This window comes from Rubrivivax rivuli, from assembly GCF_004016505.1.
GTDB classification, from domain to species: domain Bacteria; phylum Pseudomonadota; class Gammaproteobacteria; order Burkholderiales; family Burkholderiaceae_C; genus Rubrivivax; species Rubrivivax rivuli.
The window spans coordinates 579,627-599,130 of sequence record NZ_SACR01000001.1; the positions used below are offsets into that span (position 1 = coordinate 579,627).

Below are 19,504 nucleotides of genomic sequence, written 5' to 3' on the forward strand. Positions count from 1 at the left end.
CGGCAGGGCACGGCGCCCTGCAAGTGCGCAGAAATCGGTAACGATCTCGTTACCATTGAGGATTGACTGGCGCCTGTCCAGCCAAGCCCTGAACAGCTGCCCACGCCCCAAGGCCCCGACTTGCTCAACCTGCCCCGTCCGACGCTGGAAGCGCTGGAGTCGCTGGACCTGCCCACGCCCCCGGGCGCCGTGCTGGCCTTCCTTCAGGCGGTCGCGCGCGACGACATCTCGATGGACGAGCTGGCCGAGCTGGTGCGGCGCGAGCCCGCACTCGCCGCGCGCGTGCTGACGGTGGCCAACTCGGCCGCCTACAAGACCCGCGGAGAACTGCGCAGCCTGAAGCAGTGCCTGCAGGTGCTGGGCGTGCGCACCTTGCACAGCATCGCCGCCAGCATCGCCGTGCGCGAGGCCTTCGCAGGCCTGACCGGTGCGCGGGCCGGCGATTTCGACGGCTTCTGGCGCCACACGCTGATGGTGGCCGAGCTGGCGCAGGCCATCGCCACGGCCACCGAGCAGCCCAACCCCGAAGAAGCCTACCTCGCCGGCCTGCTGCACGATGTGGGCGAGCTGCTGCTGCTGGGCGGCCTGCCTGCCCGCTACGGCCCGCTGCTGGGCGAAGCCGGCGGCACCGAGACAGCACTGGTGCCGCTGGAACGCGCCGCGCTGCAGACCGACCACGCGGCCGTGGGCGCCTGGCTGGTCGACCGCTGGCAGCTGCCTTCCTTCATGGCCGATGCGCTGCTCTTCCACCACCACAGCCCGGAAGACGTGGCGCTGGCCGACCCGCTGACCCGCGCGCTGTGGGTGGCCCACGCCTGCGACGCGCTGGCCGCCGATGCCGCGCCCGATGCCGCCGCCTTCGAATCGGCCGGCCACCTGGTGGGCCTGCCCGCCATGCTGCTGGCGCGTCTGGTGGGGCAGGCGCAGGCCGATGTGGCCACGCTGGCCGGCGCCCTGGGCGTGAAAACCGTTGCCGGGCCTACGCCCCTGCCGCTGTGGCGCCCGGCGCCACCGGCCACGCCCGATGTCGCCCGCGAGCAGCTGCGCGAAACACTCAGCGCCATGGCCACGCTGCAGCCGCTGCAGCACGAGCTGGCCGCGGCCGACAGCGAGCCGCAATTGCTCAACGCCGCGCGCGAATCGGCCCGCATCCTCTTCGGCGTGCGCGATGTCGTCTTTCTGCTGCGCAGCGGCGCCGACGCCGTGCTCTCGGCCCTGTCGCTGCCCGGCCAGCCGCCGCAGCTGCAGCGCCTGCAGGTCAACCTGCAGAACGCGGCCTCGGGCGCCTGCGGCCGCGCGGCGCACACCGGGCGCACCTGTTCCACCTTCGAGAGCGGGCCTGCGGGGCCGTTGTCGGTCAGCGACCTGCAGCTGGCGCGTGCCCTGGGCAGCGAAGGCCTGCTGTGCGTGCCCATGGCCGCCGGCGGCGTGGTGCTGGGCGTGATGGCCTGCCCCGTGGGTCGCCTGCAGGCCGAACGGCTGGAGCAGCGCCTGGCGCTGCTGGGCAGCTTTGCCGGCCTGCTGGCCGGCCACCTGCAGCAGTGGCGCGCGCAGCGCGAACGCGACCGCGAACTCGAAGCCGCCACCGCCGACCGCCTGCGCGAGCGCGAGCGCCAGGTGGTGCACGAGGTCAGCAACCCGCTGGGCATCATCAAGAACTACCTCACCCTGGTGCGGCGCAAGCTGCCCGAGGGCGTGCAGCTCGGCGAGGAGCTGCAGGTGCTGCACGAGGAAATCGACCGCGTGGGCCGCATCGTGCGCCAGCTGGGCGAGCCGCCGCCGGACAGCGCTGCGGCTGCCGACACGCTGGATCTCAACACCGCCGTCGAAGGCCTGTATGCGCTCTACGCAGAGCCGCTGTTCGGGCGCGCCGGCATCGAGCTGGCGCTGGAACTCCAGCGTCCGCTGGCCGCCACGCGCGCCGACCGCGACGGCCTGCGCCAGATCGTGCTGAACCTGTGGAAGAACGCGGCCGAGGCGCTGCCCCCCGGTGCGCGCGTGACCACCAGCACCGCCGACCACATCCACCGCGACGGCCGCATCTACACGCAGCTGTGCATCGCCGACAACGGCCCCGGCCTGCCGGGTGACGTGATGGTGTCGCTGTTCCGGCCGCTGGGCCGAACGCGCCGTGCGGGGCACTCGGGCCTGGGACTGTCCATCGTCCACACCCTCGTCACCCGCCTGGGCGGCGAAATCGCCTGCCAGAGCCAGGCCGGCCGCGGCACGCGATTCTTCATCCTGCTGCCGCAGCAGCCTGCCGATGCCGGCACAGCCACCCCGGCCCAGCGCCTCGTGTCCCCGCCTGCTGCCCCATGAACGCGCTGGTCGACCATCTCCATACGCCGCTGCCGGCCGGCCCCGGCACGCCGCAGCTGCTGCTGGTGGACGACGACGCGCGCCTGCGCGGCAGCTTCCGCCTGCTGCTCGCGCAGCCCGGCCGCGACATCGCCGAAGCCGGCTCGGGCGAAGAGGCCCTGGCCACGCTGAAGGCGCGCAGCTTCGACCTGGTGCTGCTCGACATCGGCCTGCCCGGCATCTCGGGCCTGGACGTGCTGCGCTGGCTGGCCGAGAACCGCCCGCACACCGGCGTGATGATGGTCAGCGGCCAGCGCGAACTCGAAGCCGCCGTGCGCGCTTTGCGCCACGGTGCGCTCGATTTCGTGCGCAAGCCCGACGACCTCGACTTCCTGCCCGAGCGCGTGGAGCAGACGCTGCTGCGCCTGCGCCTGCAGCGCGAGAACGCCGAGATGACGGCGCGGCTGGCGCACTCGGAGCGGCTGCACCGCTTCCTGGTGGAAAGCTCGCCCGACATCGTCTACACGCTCGACGAGAACGGGCGCTTCGTCTTCGTGAACCCGCGCGTCGAATCGCTGCTGGGCTATGCGCGTGACGAGCTGCTGGGCAGCCATTACACGCGCATCGTGCACGAGGACGACGTGGCCCTGGCGCGTTTCGCGTTCGCCGAGCGCCGCAGTGATGAACGCGCCTCCACCAACATCGAGCTGCGCCTGCTGTGCGGGCCGCGCCTGGCCGGCGGCCGAGCGCAACGCCACCTGGTGACGACGGTCAGCGCCATGGGCGTGTACGACGACACCGCCGCGCCGGGCGCGGTGCCCGGCGCGCCCTCGGGCCTGCGGCAGCGGCGGCGTTTCGTGGGCAGCTACGGCGTGGTGCGCGACATCACCGACCGCAAGCGCGCCGAAGAGACCATCAGCTTCCAGGCCTTGCACGACCAGCTGACCGATCTGCCCAACCGCCGCCTGTTCAAGGACCACCTCGAGCTGGCGCTGGTGCAGGCCGAACGCCGCGGCCAGCTGGTGGGCGTGATGTTCATCGACCTCGACCGCTTCAAGCTCGTGAACGACACCTACGGCCACCTGCTGGGCGACGAGCTGCTGCGCAGCTTTGCGCACCGGTTGCGCGGCTGCGTGCGCGCGGGCGACACCGTGGCGCGCCAGGGCGGCGACGAGTTCACCGTGCTGCTGCCCGACCTGACCAATGCCGATGACGCGCTGCCCATCGCGCAGAAGATCCTGGCCGAGCTGGACAAACCCTTCCTGCTGGGCGACCGCGAGTTCCGCGCCACCGCCAGCGTGGGCATTGCCACCTACCCGCGCGACGGGCTCACGGCCGAGCAGCTGATGCAGAACGCCGACATCGCGATGTACGAGGTGAAGACCAGCGGCCGCAATGGCGGGCGCATGTTCACCACCGGGATGAACGCCGGCCACACGCAGCGCCTGGCGCTGGAGAACGATCTGCGCCGCGCTGTCGCCCAGGGCCAGTTCGAGGCGCATTTCCAGCCCCAGGTCAGCCTGGGGCAGGGGCGCGTGGTCGGTGTGGAGCTGCTCATCCGCTGGCGCCACCCGGTGCTCGGGTTGCTGATGCCCGGCCAGTTCGTGGCGCTGGCCGAAGAGACCGGGATGATCTGCGCCTTGAGTGACTGGGTGCTGGAGCGCGCCTGCGGCCAACTCGCGCTGTGGCACGCGCTGGGCTACCGCCATCTGCGCATGGCGGTGAACCTCAGTCCGCTGGAGCTGGTGCGCAACGACATCGTCGAGCGCGTGACCGCACCGCTGGCGCGCCACCTGCTGCCGCCGGGTGCGCTGGAGATCGAGATCACCGAGAACATGCTGCTCGACGACGCGCCCAGCGTCGTGGAAAAGCTCGAGCGCCTGCGCGCGCAGGGCGTGCGCGTGGCCATCGACGATTTCGGCACGCGCTACTCGTCGCTGGCTTACCTGCGGCGCTTTCCCATCCACAGCCTGAAGATCGACCAGAGCTTCGTGCGCGACCTGGGCGTGGAGGGTGACTCGCCCATCATCCAGGCCATCGTCGGCATCGCGCGCGGCTTCAACCTGCAACTGGTGGCCGAAGGCGTGGAGACGGTGGAGCAGCTGCAGGCGCTGCGTGCGATGGGCTGCGACGAGGTACAGGGCTACCTGCTCGGCCGCCCCATGCCGGCGTCGGCGCTGACACCCTTGCTGAGCCACCCGCCACAGTTGCCGACGCCGCTGGGCGGGTGAAGGCCAGGCCTCAGCTGTCCACCTTCACGTTGCCGTCCTTCACCACCTTGGCCCACTTGGCCTGCTCGCTCAGGATGAACTGCGCGAACTTCTCGCGGCTGCCGCCGCCGTCTTCGGCGCCGTAGGTTTCCAGCTGCGCCACCACGTCGGGCATGGCCAGCACGGTGTTGGTGTCGCGGTTGATCTTGTCGGCGATGGCCGCCGGCAGGCCCTTGGGCCCGACCAGGCCGTACCAGGTGGTGGCCTCGAAGCCATCGAAGCCCTGCTCCTGCATCGTCGGCACCGTGGGGTGGCCCTTGGCGCGCTGCAGGCGGGTCTGGGCCACGGCGACGATCTTGCCGCTCTTCACGTGCGGCGTGGCCGAGGTCATGGTCTCGAAGCAGTACTGCACCTGCCCGCCCATCAGGTCGGTGAGCGCCGGGCCGCTGCCTTTGTAGGGCACGTGGATGGCGTCCACCTTCGCGCGCACCTTGAACATCTCCAGCGCCAGGTGCTGGGCCGAGCCCTGGCCGGCCGACGCGAAGGCGATCTTGCCCGGCTCGGCGCGGCAGCGCGCCACCACCTCGGCCACGCTCTTGTTCGGCACGCCGGGGTTGGCCACCAGCAGGTTGGGCGTCACGCCCACCAGGCAGATGGGCACGAAGTCCTTCTCGGCGTTGTAGCGCAGCTTGGCGCCCTGCAGCGCCGGGCCCAAAGCGTGGCTGTTGATGTGCGCCATCAGCAGCACGCTGCCGTCACCCGGCTGCTGCGCGATGTGCTCGGCCGCGATCAGCCCGGCCGCGCCCGCCCTGGTTTCGACGATGACCTGGTGGCCCCACATCTGCGTGAGCTTGGCGCTCACCACACGCGCCAGCGCGTCGGTGCCGCCGCCGGGCGGGAAGCCCACGACGATCTTCACCGGGCCGCTGGGCCAGCCGCTTTGCGCGAACGCGGCGCTTGGAACGGCCAGTGCCGCGGCGGCGCCTTGGATCAGGGTGCGTCTCTTCATCGTCGTGTCTCCTGCTTTTGTGAACGGGAACTCATCAAGGCCTGGCGCGGAACCGGCTCTGCCGGGCCGCTGCCAGAGCCCCCTCGGGGGGTGGCGAGCGGAGCGAGCCTGGGGGCTATGTGAAAGCTTCCATGAGGGCCTGCACGCCGCTGCCGGCCAGCTTCACGCCGGCCTGCTTCAGGCCCATCTCGCAGCCGGCCACGGTGGCCACCAGCGTGAGGTCGTTGCAGTCGCCCAGGTGGCCGATGCGGAACATGCGGCCCTTGACCTTGCCCAGGCCCGTGCCCAGGCTCATGTCGTAGCGTGTGTGGATGAGCTTGCGCACGGCGTCGGCATCCACGCCCGCGGGCGTGACCACGCCGGTGAGCACCGGCGAGTACACCGCCGGGTCGGCGCACTGGATGGGCAGGCCCCAGGCCGTGACGGCCGCGCGCACGCCGGCGGCCCAGCGCTGGTGGCGCGCGAACACGGTGGGCAGGCCCTGCGCCAGCAGCATGTCCAGCGCCTCGTGCAGGCCGTAGAGCAGGTTGGTGCTGGGCGTGTAGGGCCAGTAGCCGCCCTTGTTCATCTCCACGATCTCGTCCCAGGCCCAGAAGCTCTTGGGCAACTTGGCGGTCTTGCTGACCTCCAGCGCACGCGGGCTCAAAGCGTTGAAGCTGATGCCCGGCGGCAGCATCAGGCCCTTCTGCGAGCCGCTGATGGCCACGTCCACGCGCCACTCGTCGTGGCGGTAGTCGGCGCTGGCCAGGCCCGAGATGGTGTCCACCATCAGCAGCGCCGGGTGCTTGACGCTGTCGATGGCGCGGCGCACGGCGGCGATGTCGCTGGTGACGCCGGTGCTGGTTTCGTTGTGCACCACGCACACGGCCCGGATCTGGTGGCCGGCATCGGCCCGCAGGCGCTCTTCGATCAGCGCCGCATTGACGCCGCGGCGCCAGGCCAGCGGCAGGCCGGTCTCGGCGCAGGTGCCGGGCTCGCTGATGAACTCGGTCTGCAGGCCCAGGCGCGTGGCCATCTTCTGCCACAGCGTGGCGAACTGGCCGGTCTCCACCATCAGCACCCGGTCACCGGGGCTCATGGTGTTGGCCAGCGCCGCCTCCCAGGCGCCGGTGCCGCTGGCGGGGTAGATGGCCACCGGGTGCTGCGTCTGGAAGATCTGCTGGATGCCGGCCAGCACCTTCAGCCCCAGGCGGCCGAACTCGGGGCCGCGGTGGTCGATGGTGGGCAGGCACATCGCGCGCAGGATGCGGTCGGGCACCGGGCTGGGCCCAGGGATCTGCAGGAAGTGCCGGCCGGAAGGGTGCTGGTTCAGCGTGAGCATGGGAATTCCTTTCGCGCCGAAGTTTTGCATGCAAAACAGCCTGGGGCTTGCTGGATTACCCGAGGCTGCCTCTGCGTCACCCGTCCAGATTTGCATGCAGAATGTGCTCACCATGGCAGACATCATCGAACTGGGCCCCGCGGGGCTGCACGAGCAGGCCGCCGCACGCCTGCGCACCTGGCTGGTGGAAGGCCGCATCGCCCCGGGCGCCAAGCTCAACGAACGTGAACTCGCCGAGGCCCTGCACATCAGCCGCACCCCGCTGCGCGAGGCCATCAAGATGCTGGCCGCCGAGGGCCTGGTGGACCTGCTGCCCAACCGCGGCGCCGTGGCCGTGAAGCTGACCGAGGCCGACGTGGTGCACAGCTTCGAGCTGCTGGCCGAGCTGGAAGGCCTGGCCGGCGAGCTGGCCGCGCAGCGCATCACCGATGCCGCACGCGGCGAACTGCGCGCCAAGCACTACGAGATGCTGGCCTGCCACGCGCGGCATGACCTCTCGGGCTACTACCGGCTGAACGCGCTGATCCACGCCGGCATCGCCGAAGCGGCTGCCAACCCGGTGCTGGACAGCACGCTGCAGAAGGTGAACGCGCGGGTGCAGAGCCTGCGCTTCCGCACCAACCAGAACGAAGCCAAGTGGCAGCGCGCGATGCAGGAGCACACGCAGATGCTCGAAGCGCTGGACGCGCGCGACGGCGCGGCGCTGCGGCAGATCCTGAAGACCCACCTCGCGCACAAGCGCGACACCGTGCTGGAGCTGATGCGCGCCGGCACGCTGGCCGAGCGCTGGCAGGGGCAGCAGGCATGAACGCCCTCACCCGCGAAGAAACCGCGCGCCTGGGCCCGCCGGCCGAACACCCGCACACCGCTCTGCCGTCCAACGAGGTGTGCGAAGCCCTGGCGCGCCGCCTGCGCGCCGAAACACGCGGCGAGGTGATGTTCGACGCCGCCTCGCGCGGACGCTATGCCACCGACGCGTCGATCTACCAGATCACCCCCGTGGGCGTGTTCGTGCCCACCACGCCAGAAGACGTGGCCACCGCGCTGGCCGTGGCGCGTGAACTGAAGGTGCCCGTGCTGCCGCGTGGCGGCGGCACCAGCCAGTGCGGCCAGACCACGGGCGCCGCGCTGGTCATCGACTGCAGCAAGCACCTGCGCCGCGTGCTCGATGTGAACCCCGAGGCCCGCACCGCCACGGTGGAACCCGGCCTGGTGCTGGACCACCTCAACGCCGCGCTGAAGCAACACGGCCTCTGGTACCCGGTGGACGTGTCCACCAGCGCGCAGGCCACTTTGGGCGGCATGGCAGGCAACAACTCCTGCGGCAGCCGCAGCCTCTTCTACGGCAACATGGTGCACAACGTGGCCGGCGCGCAGGCCTGGCTGGCCGATGGCGAGGTGGTGGACTTCGGCCGCGTTGACCAGGCCAGCGGCCGCGCCGCGCAGTTCGCGAACTTCGTGCGCGGCCTGGCCGAGCAGCACCGCGCCGAGATCGAGGCGCACTGGCCGCAGGTGATGCGCCGCGTCGCAGGCTACAACCTCGACATCTTCCACCCCCGCAGCGAGCGCCCGTACACGCCCGACGGCAGTGTCAACCTCGCACACCTGCTGGTGGGCAGCGAGGGCACGCTGGCCTTCACGAAGAGCCTCACGCTGAACCTGGCCGAGCTGCCGCGGCACAAGGCCCTGGGCATCGTCAACTTCACCAGCTTCCACCGCGCGATGGACAGCGCGCAGCACCTCGTGAAGCTGGGGCCTACGGCCGTGGAGCTGGTCGACCGCACGATGGTGGAGCTGGCCCTGGCCAACCCCGCCTTCGCGCCCACCATGCGCACGGCCTTGATCGGCCAACCCGAGGCCATCCTGCTGGTGGAGTTCGCCGGTGCCGACAAGGCGGCCCTGCTGCAGAAGCTGCGCGACCTCGAGGCCCTGATGGGCGACCTGGGCCTGCCCGGCACCGTGGTGGCCATGCCCGACGAGGCCGCGCAGAAGAACCTGTGGGAGGTGCGCAAGGCCGGCCTGAACATCATGATGAGCCTGAAGGGCGACGGCAAGCCGGTGAGCTTCATCGAAGACTGCGCCGTGCCGCTGGTGCACCTGGCCGAGTACACGGATGCGCTGACCGAGGTGTTCGCGCGCCACGGCACGCGCGGCACCTGGTACGCGCACGCCAGCGTGGGCACGCTGCACGTTCGGCCCATTCTCGACATGCGGCGCGATGGCGCACAGCGCATGCGCGCCATCGCCGAAGAAGCCGCCGCGCTGGTGCGCCGGTACAAGGGCGCCTTCAGCGGCGAGCACGGCGACGGCCTGTGCCGCGGCGAGTGGATCGAATGGCAGTTCGGGCCGAAGCTGGGCGAAGCTTTCCGCGCCATCAAGCACGAGCTCGACCCGCAGCGCCTCTTCAACCCCGGCAAGATCGTCGACACGCCCAAGATGGACGAGGGCGCGCTCTTCCGCTTTCCGCCGGCCGACGCGCCGAAGCCTTACCGCCGCATCGCACTGACACCCGTGCTCGACTGGAGCGCCTGGAACGTCCAGGCCCACCCCGTCACCGAGCAAACCACCGCGCCTGGCACTGGCGGCGACAGCACGCACGGCCTGGCTATGGCCGTGGAGATGTGCAACAACAACGGCCACTGCCGCAAGTTCGACGCCGGCACCATGTGCCCGAGCTACCGCGTCACGCGCGACGAGCAGCATGTCACCCGTGGCCGCGCGAACACGCTGCGGCTGGCCCTGAGCGGGCAACTCGGGCCCGACGCCTTCACCAGCGAAGCCGTCGCCGAGGTGATGGACCTCTGCGTCAGCTGCAAAGGCTGCAAGCGCGATTGCCCCACGGGCGTGGACATGGCGCGCATGAAGCTGGAGTTCACCGCGCAGTACAAGGCGCGCCATGGTTTCACGCTGAAAGACCGGCTGCTCGCCGGGCTGCCGCGGCAGGTGCAGCGCGCCGCACGTGTGCCGGGCCTGGCCGCGCTGCTGAACCTGCGCAACCGCAGCCCGCTGGCGCGGCGGCTGGGCGAGCGCTGGCTGGGCATCGCCGCCGGCCGCACGCTGCCGGCCTTCCGGCGCGACACCTTCTGGGCGCGCCGCGCCGCCGCCACACCGGGCACGCCCTTCGTCGGGGCCGACGAAGCCATCGCCGCGGCGCGCGCCGGCCAGAGGGTGGCCGTGCTCTTCGTCGACACCTTCAACGGCGGCTTCGAGACCGAAAACGCGCTCGATGCCGCGCGCGTGCTGCACGCGGCCGGTTACGCGCTGCACACGGTCAGCAAGGACGGCGGCCACCACTGCTGCGGCCGCACGATGCTGGCCGCCGGCCAGGTGGCCGCGGCGCGGGCTTCGCTCTCGGCGCTGCTCGACGCGTTGCTGCCGCTGGTCAGCGCCGGCATTCCCGTGGTGGGCCTGGAGCCCAGCTGCCTGCTCACCTTGCGCGACGAGGCGCTGGCGCTGAAGCTCGGCCCCAAGGCCGAGGCGGTGGCCGCGCAAGCGCTGCTCTTCGAGGAGTTCATCGCCCGCGAAGTGAAGGCCGGCCGCTTTGCCTTGTCGCTGAGGCCGCTGGACCAACCGCTGCTCGTGCACGGCCACTGCCACCAGAAGGCCTTCGGCGCCGTCAGCCCGGTGCTGGAGGTGCTGAAGCTCATCCCCGGCGCGCAACCGCAACTCATCGAGAGCAGCTGCTGCGGCATGGCCGGCCACTTCGGCTACGAGGCGCGCCACCAGGCGGTGTCGAAGCAGATGGCCGAACTCAGCCTGCTGCCTGCCATCCGCCAGCAGCCCGATGCCGTGGTGGTGGCCGACGGCACCAGTTGCCGCCACCAGATCGAACACGGCGCGCAGCGGCAGGCCGTGCATGCGGCGGCGCTGCTGGCTTCGTTGCTCCACTGAGCCCGGGCGCACAGCCACGCAGACCGCAGGAATGCGCTGCCGGGCCGCCGCATTTCCGCGTTTGGCCCCGGGTGCGGCACCGCAACATCACGGGCATGGAGCGCACTGCCTTGCCGCTGGCCCTGCCGGCGCTGACCCTCTTGCCCGGTCTGCACGGTGCGCTGTTCATCGTCTGCCTGGGCAGCAGCCTCACCTTGCTGGCCGCACGGCGCGGCCGCTTTCTCGAGGGCCTGCGTGCGGCCGTGCACCTGCTGGGCTTCAGCGAGGTGAACCGGGAAGAGCCCTTGCCCGAGGAACTGCTGCCCTGGGCGGGCAATGTCTGAGGCTGGCTTTCCGCCTAGACCGGCTGCAGCGCGAACACCTTCCCCGGGTTCATGATGTTCTGTGGGTCCAGCGCCTGCTTGATCGCCCGCATGGCGGCCACCGCCGGCGCGCCGGCTTCTTCCAGCAGGTAGCCCATCTTGTGCAGGCCCACGCCGTGCTCGCCGGTGCAGGTGCCTTCCAGCCGCAGCGCACGGCGCACCATCCGCACGTTGAGTTCCTCCACCTTCGCGGCCTCTGCGGCGTCGTTCGGGTCCATCAGGTAGCTCAGGTGGAAGTTGCCGTCGCCCACGTGGCCGACGATCCAGTAAGGGATGCCGCTGGCCTCGGCCTCGGCCACGCTCTCGTTGATGCTTTCGGCCAGGCGTGAGATGGGCACGCAGGTGTCGCTGCTCTGGCAGCGGCAGCCCGGGCGCAGCTGCAGCGCCGCGAAATAGGCCTGGTGGCGCGCCGTCCACAGCCGCGTGCGTTCTTCGGGCGTCTTGGCCCACTGGAAGGCCTCGCCGCCGTGTTCGGCGGCCAGGGCCTGCACGGTCTCGGCCTGCTCCTGCACGCCGGCCTCGCTGCCGTGGAACTCCATCAGCAGCATCGGCGCTTCGCGCAGGCCCAGCTTGCTGTGCAGGTTGACGGCGCGGATGGCGTTGGCGTCCAGCAGCTCGCAGCGCGCGATGGGCACGCCCATCTGGATGGTCTGGATGGTGGTCTGCACGGCGGCATCGATGCTGGGGAAGTGGCAGATGGCCGCGCTCACCGCCTCGGGCAACGGGTAGAGCTTGAGCGTGATCTCGGTCATCACGCCCAGCGTGCCCTCGCTGCCGACGAACAGCCGCGTGAGGTCGTAGCCCGCGCTGCTTTTCTTCGCACGCGTGCCGGTGTGCATCAGCTCGCCGCTGGCGGTGATGACCGTCAGCCCCAGCACGTTCTCGCGCATGGTGCCGTAGCGCACGGCGTTCGTGCCGCTGGCGCGCGTGGCAGCCATGCCGCCCAGGCTGGCGTTGGCCCCAGGGTCGATGGGGAAAAAGAGGCCGCTGTCGCGGATCTCGCGGTTGAGCTGCTCGCGCGTCACGCCGGCCTGCACCGTCACCGTCAGGTCTTCGGCGTTGAGGCGCAGCACGCGGTTCATGCGGCTCAGGTCGATGCTGACGCCGCCTTGCACCGCCAGCAGGTGGCCTTCCAGCGAGGTGCCGGTGCCGTAGGGGATGACGGGCACGCCGTGCGCCGCGGCCAGGCGCACCACGGTCATCACGTCTTCGTTGCTTTCGCAGAAGACCACGGCCTCCGGCGGCGCGGCGTCGTACACGCTCTCGCCGCGGCCGTGCTGCTCGCGCACGCTCAAGGCGGTGTTGCAGCGCTCGCCGAAGGCCGCGCGCAGCGCGGCCAGCATGGCGGGCGGCACGGGGCGTTGCAGGTGCTGGGCGGGCGTGGGTGCGTTCATGGGGGGGCGTGCGGGTTGACGCGCGATGGCGGGTCCGGCATCTTGCCTGCAAGCCACGCCCACCAACACCCCGATGCACCCCAGCCCCGAAGGTCCGCCCCCCTTGCGTTTGTGGGGCGTTCCCGAATGGCAGGGTGCCGAGGGGGCGGTGCTGGTGTTCAGCGCCGAGCGCCGCTGCCAGCTGCTGGCCGTGCTGGCGCTGCAGGCCGGTGGCTGGATCGAGCGCGACCGTCTGGCCGCGCTGCTGTGGCCCGAGCGCGGTGCTGCCGACGCCCGCCGCAACCTGCGCAAGGTGGTGCACGACGCCCACGCCCTGGCACAAGCCCACCGGCTCGAAGGGCTGGAGGCCCAGCCGCACGCGCTGCGCTGGCCGGTGCGCAGCGACGTGCAGGCCTTCCGCGCCCAGCGCGAGCAGCCGGCCGAACGCGCCGCCGCCCTGGCCTGGCGCCGCGGCCCGCCGCTGCAGGGCCTGGACGACCCCCGCAACGGCGCCTTCACCGATTGGCTGCAGGCCGAACGCACGCGGCTGGAAGCCGCGTGGCGCGACACCGCACTGGCCCATGCCCAGGCCCAGGCCGACCCCGGTGGGCGCGCCGAGGTCGCGCGCCGCCTGCTGGACGTCGACCCGCTGGACGAGGCCGCGGTGACGCTGCTGCTGCAAGCCGAGGCCGCGCAAGGCCGCCTGGCCGAGCTGCGCGCCGAGTACCAGCGTTACGCCCGGCGCCTGGCGCAAGAGCTGGGCGTGGAGCCCGCCGCGGCGCTGCGCGCGCTGGTGCACGGCGCTGCGGTGCCCTCGGCTCAGCCAGCACCGGCGGCACAGGCGCCAGGCGTTGCAGCTGCCGTGTCGGCCGCGCCAACGGCCGGCGCCGCCCCCACGCCCGACGACGGCTTCGTCGGCCGCCGTGCAGAGCTGGCAGCGCTGCAGGCGCTGTGGGACGAGCCCGGCCTGCGCAGCGTCACGCTGATGGGCCCCGGCGGCGTGGGCAAGAGCCGGCTGGCGCAGCAGCTGCTGCTGCGCCTGGCCGCACGCTTCCCGGGGGCGCGGCATTGGGTGGAGCTGCAGGACCTGCGCACCCCCAGCGAGGCGCTGGCCCGCATCGCGCAAGCGCTGGGTGCGGCGCCGAGCGACACCGTCGACGCCATCCCGCTGCTGGCGCGCGCGTTGCCCACCGCGCCCTGCTTGCTGGTGCTGGACAACGCCGAGCACCTCACCCCGCTGGCCGCGCCCTTGCAGCGCCTGCTGCAGGCGGCGCCGCAGCTGGCGCTGCTGTTCACCTCGCGCCAGCGCCTGCCCTGGCCTGACGACACGCTGCGCCATGCCGTGCACCCGCTGCCCGGCCTGGCCGTGCCCGACGCCGACAGCCGCGACCTCGAGGCCGCTGGCAGCTACGACGCCGTGCGCCTGTTCGAGCGTTGCGCGCAGGCCGTGCAGCGCGACTTCCAGCTCGCCCGCCACCTGGACGCCGTGCTGTCCATCGTCGAGGCCGTGGGCGGCCTGCCGCTGGCCATCACGCTGGCGGCGCGCTGGGTGCGCCTGCTGCCCCCCGAGCAGGTGGCGCAAGACCTGCGCGGCTCCATCGACCTGCTGGAACGCGACCCCGCCGCCGCCGAGCCGCTGGCCCGCCCCGAGCACGCCAGCCTGCGCGCCGTGCTCGACGGCACCTGGGCCCTGCTGGCGCCGCAGGAGCGGGCGGCGCTGATGGCGCTGTCGGTCTTCGAGGGTGGCTTCACGACGGCAGCGGCGCGCGCGGTGGCGGGCTGCTCGATGCCGATGCTCTCGTCGCTGGTCGACAAGAGCCTGCTGGCCGTGGACGAGCACGGCCGCTTCGGGCTGCACCCGGTGGTGGCCACCGACGCCGCGGCGCGCCTGGCGGCGCCGGTGGCCGCAGACGGCGGTGATGGTGGGGACGGCGGGGCCGATGCGCCCGGTGCCGCGCAGGCCGCCGTGGCCGCGCTGCGGCTGCGCCATGCCGAGCACTACGCGCGCTGGCTCGAAGGCCTCTCGCCGCTGCTGCGCACGGCCAAGGGCCGGCTGGCGCTGGCCATCTCGGAAGAAGAAGCCAACGTGCGCGCGGCCTGGCGCAGGGCCATCACCGCCGGGCGCCACGACCTGGTGGCCGTGATGGTGCAGGCCTTGCGGTGGTTCTTCGAAGTGCGCGGCCGGCTGCTGGAAGGCGGCGCCGAACTGCGCCTGGCGCTGCAGCACCCGGTGCCGGCGGGTGAGCCCGGCTGGGCACCGCGTGCGCTGGCCCGCACGCGGCACGCGGTGGCCATGCTCTGCTACCGCGCCGGCGAGCTGGCCCAGGCGCACGAGCTGGCGCAGGCCGCCGTGGCGCCGGCACAGGCCTGCGGCGAGCACGCGGCCGCCGCCGGTTGCCTGAACGTGCTGGGCAACATCGCCTCGTCCTCGGGCGACTACGCCTTTGCCCGCGACCTGTTCCAGCGCGCGCTGCGCCTGTCGCGGCGCCATGGCCAGCGCCAGGAAGAGGCCGTGGTGCTGGGCAACCTGGCCATCACCGAGAAGCGCCTGGGCCGCCTGCAGCTGTCCTTGCAGCACTACCTCGGCGCGCTGGCGCTGGCCCGAGAGCTGGGCGACACCAACGCCACCGTCGTGCAACTGAACAACCTCGGGGGCTTGCACCGCGTCATGGGCGACTGGGAGGCCGCACAGCGCGTGCTGGAAGAAGGCTTGGCGCTCAGCCGCCAGCACGGCCTGACGAACATGCTGCCCTTCCTGCACCTGGCCCTGGGGCTGCTGGTCAGTCGGCGCCAGGCGCCGGCCGAGGCCGCGGCCTCGCTGCGGCAGGCGCTGGCGCTGGCACAGGCCAGCGGCCTGCACCAGGTGACGCAGGTGGCCGAGCTGGAGCTGGTGCTGGTGGAGGTGGCGCAGGGCACGGCCGCCGCCTTCGAGCAGGCCCGCCTGCGGCTGCAGCGGGTGGCGCGCGCGGTGCGCGAGATGAATTACGCCACCACCTTCTTCACCGAGTTGCCCTACTACCTGGCGCGGCTGCTGGTGGCCACCGGCCACCGCGGCCGTGCGGCGGCACTGCTGGCAGCCTGCGCGGCCCACCCGCGCGCCGACGCCGAGCGCCAGAAGCAGGCCGGCGCGGCCTTGCAGGCCTTGCTGGACGCCGGCGAACCCCGGCCACCGCCTGCCGACCCCGACGCCACCTTGCGGGCGGCCATCGACGAGCTGCTGCCAGCGCACTGAGGCGCTGCCGGGCGGCGCTGCAACGCCGGGAAAGCGTCGGAGAAACGCCGGAGAAACGCCCGCGCCCGATCCTGCACCGCAGCCGGAAGCTCCGGGGCGGCCGCCCTGGCCCCGGCCGGAGGTGCGCGCCATGGAAGAAGCCCGGCTGTACACGCTGCAGGTGTGGCGGCACGCCCGCGGGTTCCGCGCCGTGCTGCGCGCCGTGGGCGACGAGCACGCCGAGCTGTTCACCGAGCCTGCCGCGGTGGCCGCCTACCTGCAGCGGGCGGTGACCGGCGCTGTCGCAGCGCCGGGTAACGCCGGCGAAACGCCGGCTGCCGACCATGCGGCTGCAGACCCGACCTCGGGTCGGCTTGGCCTCCCTTGACGCTTGACGACCAGGAGCGAGAAACCCATGAACGCCAGCACTTCCAGCCGCAAGGCCCCAGCAACCGCGCCTGCCGCCTGCATGGGTGTCAGCGCCACCACGGCGGCACTGCCGAAGCATCGGCACCGGCGTGTGCGCTGGGCCGCCATCACGGGCGCCTTGCTGTGTCTGGCCGCGCAGATGCAGGCGCAGGCGCAGACCGCCGCACCCCGTGCCACCGTGCAGGTGCTGCCGACGCTGGGCGGCAACTTCAGCGCGGCGCGTGGCGTCAACGACCTCGGGCAGGTGGTGGGCAGCAGCTCCGACGGCGCCGTGACACGCGGCTTCCTGTGGCAGGCCGGCAGCGGCATGCAGGCGCTCACGCCGGCCAGCGTCTCCGGTGACGCGATGGCCATCAACAACGCGGGGCAGGTGGCAGGGCGCTACTTGGAGGGCAACCGCCGTTCTGCGCCCTTCCTGTGGTCAGCGAGCACCGGGCTGCGCGTGCTGCCCGTGCCGTCGGGCGAGCCCAGCGGTGCGGCCCTGGCCTTGAACGAGGCCGGGGTGGCCGCCGGCTACTGGTCGGGGCCTTACGTCGACCGCGGCATGCGCTGGGGCAACGACGGCAGCCTGCTGGAGCTGCAGCCACAGGACCGCCAGGTCACGGGCATCAACGACGCCGGGCAGATGGTGGGCGGCCTGTTCGGCGTGGGCCAGCTGTGGCAAGCCGACGGCAGCGTCACGGCGCTGCCTTCGCTCGCGCCGCGGGACATCAACAACCTGGGCGTCGTGGTTGGCATGGGCTTGATCACCAACCCCAACACGCCGCAGACCACGGTGCAGGCCTTCATCTGGCAGGCCACCACGGGCACGCGCAGCCTGGGCCACCTGGGCGCCGGCACCAGCGCGGCGCTGGCCCTCAACGACTTCGGCCAGGTGGTGGGCAGTTCGCGCCTGGCCGGCGCCAGCGCCAACGTGGCCATGCTGTGGCGCGAAGGCGCGGGCATGAGCAACCTGTCGGCGCTGGCCGGCGCGGGCGTGAACCCCGTCGAGGCCTCCGGCATCAACAGCTTCGCGCAGGTGGTGGGCACGGCCAGCACCAGCGCCGGCAGCCGCGCCTTCCTGATGACGCTGCACCCCGACTGGAACGGCGGCGACGGCGCCTGGGACGACAGCACCGGCCAGCGCTGGAACTGGGCCGGCACCGGCACCGCGGCCGCGCGGGTGGGCGCGATGCACGATGTCGTCATCGACCCCGGCCGCAGCGCCACCGTGCGGGGCAGCGCCGACGGCCAGGCGCGCTCGCTGCGCATCGGCGGCACGGCCGGCCATCTCGTCACGCTGGACCTGAACGGCGGCACCACGCGCCTGAGCGATGGCAACGTCGCCACCTTCACCGAATCGGCTATCGCCAACGGCGGCGTGCTGCGCGGCAGTGGGCGCCTGGAGACCGGCGACGACCTGCGCGTGCGCGCCGGGGGCCGCATCGAAGTGGGCGCCGGTGAACAGCAGCAGCTGGCCGTGGCCTATCTCGACAACCAGGGCACCGTGCGGGCGCAGGGCACGGCCTTCGCGCCGGCGCGGCTGCAGGTGTCGGGCGGTGCCTTCTACACCCAGGCCGGCGCCCGGCTGCAACTGCAGCATGCCGACGCGGTGCTGGCCAGCGGCCTGTCGAACTTCGGCGAAGTGAGCCTGCAGAACGCGCACATCAGCATGCCCGAAGGCGCGGGCGCCCCGCAGCTGTTCAACGCCGGCACGCTGGCCTTCAGCTTCGGCGACAGCAGCATCACCGGCAAGGTCACCAACAACGGCCTGCTGGTGGTTTCCAACGGCGCGCGCGCCAGCTTCTACGGCAGCGTGGTGCACCGCGGCGAGCTGCGGGTGTCGGCCGGCGGCGCGGCCAGCTTCTTCGGGCGCGTGGAAGGCACGGGCGTGCTCACCGGCACCGGCGAAGTGCGCTTCGAAGGCGGCCTGGCCCTGGGCAGCACGCCCACCGTGCTGCACGTGACCCCGCGCGCCGTGGTGGCGTCCGAAGTGGCGCTGAACCTGGGTGGCGGGCCGCCCGAGGCAGCGGGCGGCCCGGCCGGCCCCGCGGGCGCCCTGGCCCACGACCGCATCGTCTTCAACGGCGCCGTGCTGCTGGACGGCGCCACGCTGTCTCTGGCCGATGGCAGCGCCCTCGCCGCCGGCTTGGCGGCCGGCAGCGCCTTCGACCTCTTCGACTGGAACGGCGGCGTCAGCGGCAGCTTCACCACGCTGGCCCTGCCCGCGCTGGCCGAAGGCCTGGCCTGGGACACCAGCGATCTGTACACCGGCGGCGCCCTGTCGGTGACCGCCGTGCCTGAGCCGGCCACCTGGGCGCTGATGCTGGGGGGCCTGGCCTGCGGTCTGCTGCGCAGGCGGCAGCGCTCCGGCCTGGCCGCCGTGGCGCCGCGTAACGCCGGTGAAACGCCGGCTGCCCACCATGCCGATGTCGAGCCGCAAGCCGGCACGGCGCCATTCACCATTTCATCCAGGAGAGCCCCATGCATCTGAAGATCTCGCTGCGCGCGCCGCTGGCGGCGCTGTTCGTCACCGGTCTCTGCGTCAGCCTGCCGGCCGCCGCCCAGCAGGCCCAGTTCATTGCCTGGACGCTGGCCGGCGGCTGGCCCGCCAGCCAGATGTCGGCCGGCGCCGAGTGGTCTTCCGACCTCGGCCCCGACTGGGGCTACGGCGCCACGTCGGCCCCCGACGGCTCTTCGGTGAGCTGGAGCGGGCAGGGGCGCAACTGGAGCAGCCGGCCGGGCTACGCCAACGCCGAAGCCAACCTCACCGTCGGCTGGGAACTGCTGGCTCGCGGCGGCGCGGTGGGCAACACCTACTCGGGCGGCCAGGTGACCGTCGGCCCGCAGCAGGTGCTGGACAACGGCGGCGTGTCCAGCACCTTCATCCACCTGTGGAACGTGCTGGGCGAGAACGAGCCCGGCTACGGCATCAGCACCAATGCCAATCACGACGGCTACGCCTCGATCTGGCTCGGCCCGCAGCCCCTGAACCTGTACTGGCGGCTGGATTGGCACATCGCCACCACCGGCAATGCCATCGCCAGCAACAACGTGTACTTCTCCGGTGTCTTCAACCAGGCCATCAGCGGCACCGGCTCGGCCAGCGGCTCGTGGGCCTACGGCGGTTCGCCCAACGGCACGTGGAGCCGGCCCGACATCCAGATCAGAACCTGGCTCGGCGACAACGCCGGCGACCCGCGCAGCGGCCGCCAGGACAGCTGGGTGACCGTGAGCTTCTCGACGCAACCCATCCTCAGCCCCGTGCCCGAACCCGCCACCTGGGCGCTGATGCTCGGCGGCGTGGCGGCCCTGCTGGTGCGGCGGCGCCAGACGCGGTAGAAACACGCCGGGAATCCCCCGGATTTCGGAGGCTGCTGGCGGCCGCGTCGTGCCGAAATCAAGGTGCTCGTGCCCTTGT

The 19,504-nt window shown here is 72.2% G+C and carries 12 protein-coding genes; 9 read left to right on the top strand and 3 right to left on the bottom strand.

The annotated features are described in order from the left end of the window. Positions 1-120: 120 nt before the first annotated feature. Both EOE66_RS02525 and EOE66_RS02530 read left to right on the top strand, forming a co-directional pair. Positions 121-2,319: an HDOD domain-containing protein gene (locus EOE66_RS02525; RefSeq protein WP_128227100.1), complete on the top strand. Its 2,199-nt coding sequence runs from the start codon at positions 121-123 to the stop codon at positions 2,317-2,319. Beyond that, positions 2,316-4,529, top strand: coding sequence for a putative bifunctional diguanylate cyclase/phosphodiesterase (locus tag EOE66_RS02530; RefSeq protein WP_128227101.1), 2,214 nt, complete (start codon positions 2,316-2,318; stop codon positions 4,527-4,529). Before EOE66_RS02525 ends, EOE66_RS02530 begins: the two co-directional genes overlap by 4 nt. 10 nt (positions 4,530-4,539) lie before the next feature. Here the strand turns inward: EOE66_RS02530 and EOE66_RS02535 are convergent, their stop codons facing one another. Then, the gene (locus EOE66_RS02535) at positions 4,540-5,517 is read right to left on the bottom strand and encodes a Bug family tripartite tricarboxylate transporter substrate binding protein (RefSeq protein ID WP_128227102.1); all 978 of its coding nucleotides are present in this window, start codon (positions 5,515-5,517) and stop codon (positions 4,540-4,542) included. A 115-nt stretch (positions 5,518-5,632) separates the two neighbouring features. Next, the gene (locus EOE66_RS02540) at positions 5,633-6,838 is read right to left on the bottom strand and encodes a pyridoxal-phosphate-dependent aminotransferase family protein (protein WP_128227103.1); all 1,206 of its coding nucleotides are present in this window, start codon (positions 6,836-6,838) and stop codon (positions 5,633-5,635) included. 112 nt (positions 6,839-6,950) lie between these two features. On the opposite strand from EOE66_RS02540, the gene EOE66_RS02545 reads away from it, so the two are divergent. The 3 genes from EOE66_RS02545 to EOE66_RS02555 all read left to right on the top strand — a co-directional run bounded on the left by EOE66_RS02545 (position 6,951) and on the right by EOE66_RS02555 (position 11,052). Continuing rightward, complete coding sequence (locus tag EOE66_RS02545; RefSeq protein ID WP_128227104.1) at positions 6,951-7,646, top strand: GntR family transcriptional regulator; 696 nt, start codon at positions 6,951-6,953, stop codon at positions 7,644-7,646. Next, complete coding sequence (locus tag EOE66_RS02550) at positions 7,643-10,729, top strand: FAD-binding and (Fe-S)-binding domain-containing protein (protein ID WP_128227105.1); 3,087 nt, start codon at positions 7,643-7,645, stop codon at positions 10,727-10,729. The genes EOE66_RS02545 and EOE66_RS02550 overlap by 4 nt, the downstream gene beginning before the upstream one ends. Positions 10,730-10,824: 95 nt before the next feature. Further along, positions 10,825-11,052 (top strand): hypothetical protein, encoded by a 228-nt coding sequence (locus EOE66_RS02555; RefSeq protein WP_128227106.1) that lies wholly within the window; start codon positions 10,825-10,827, stop codon positions 11,050-11,052. 14 nt (positions 11,053-11,066) lie between these two features. Here the strand turns inward: EOE66_RS02555 and EOE66_RS02560 are convergent, their stop codons facing one another. Then, the gene (locus EOE66_RS02560; protein ID WP_128227107.1) at positions 11,067-12,485 is read right to left on the bottom strand and encodes an FAD-binding oxidoreductase; all 1,419 of its coding nucleotides are present in this window, start codon (positions 12,483-12,485) and stop codon (positions 11,067-11,069) included. A gap of 73 nt (positions 12,486-12,558) precedes the next feature. Here EOE66_RS02560 and EOE66_RS02565 point away from each other — a divergent pair, with 73 nt between their 5' ends. The 4 genes from EOE66_RS02565 (at position 12,559) to EOE66_RS02580 (ending at position 19,425) form a co-directional block, all read left to right on the top strand. Beyond that, a complete protein-coding gene (locus tag EOE66_RS02565; protein WP_164884971.1) occupies positions 12,559-15,696 on the top strand; it encodes an ATP-binding protein in 3,138 nt (1,045 codons plus the stop codon). 130 nt (positions 15,697-15,826) lie between these two features. Further along, positions 15,827-16,063 (top strand): hypothetical protein, encoded by a 237-nt coding sequence (locus EOE66_RS02570; protein WP_128227109.1) that lies wholly within the window; start codon positions 15,827-15,829, stop codon positions 16,061-16,063. 27 nt (positions 16,064-16,090) lie between these two features. Beyond that, positions 16,091-18,577 carry a PEP-CTERM sorting domain-containing protein gene (locus tag EOE66_RS02575; RefSeq protein WP_128227110.1) on the top strand — a complete coding sequence of 829 codons (2,487 nt, stop codon included), beginning with the start codon at positions 16,091-16,093 and terminating at the stop codon, positions 18,575-18,577. Continuing rightward, a complete protein-coding gene (locus EOE66_RS02580) occupies positions 18,568-19,425 on the top strand; it encodes a PEP-CTERM sorting domain-containing protein (RefSeq protein ID WP_128227111.1) in 858 nt (285 codons plus the stop codon). The genes EOE66_RS02575 and EOE66_RS02580 overlap by 10 nt, the downstream gene beginning before the upstream one ends. Positions 19,426-19,504 lie beyond the last annotated feature (79 nt).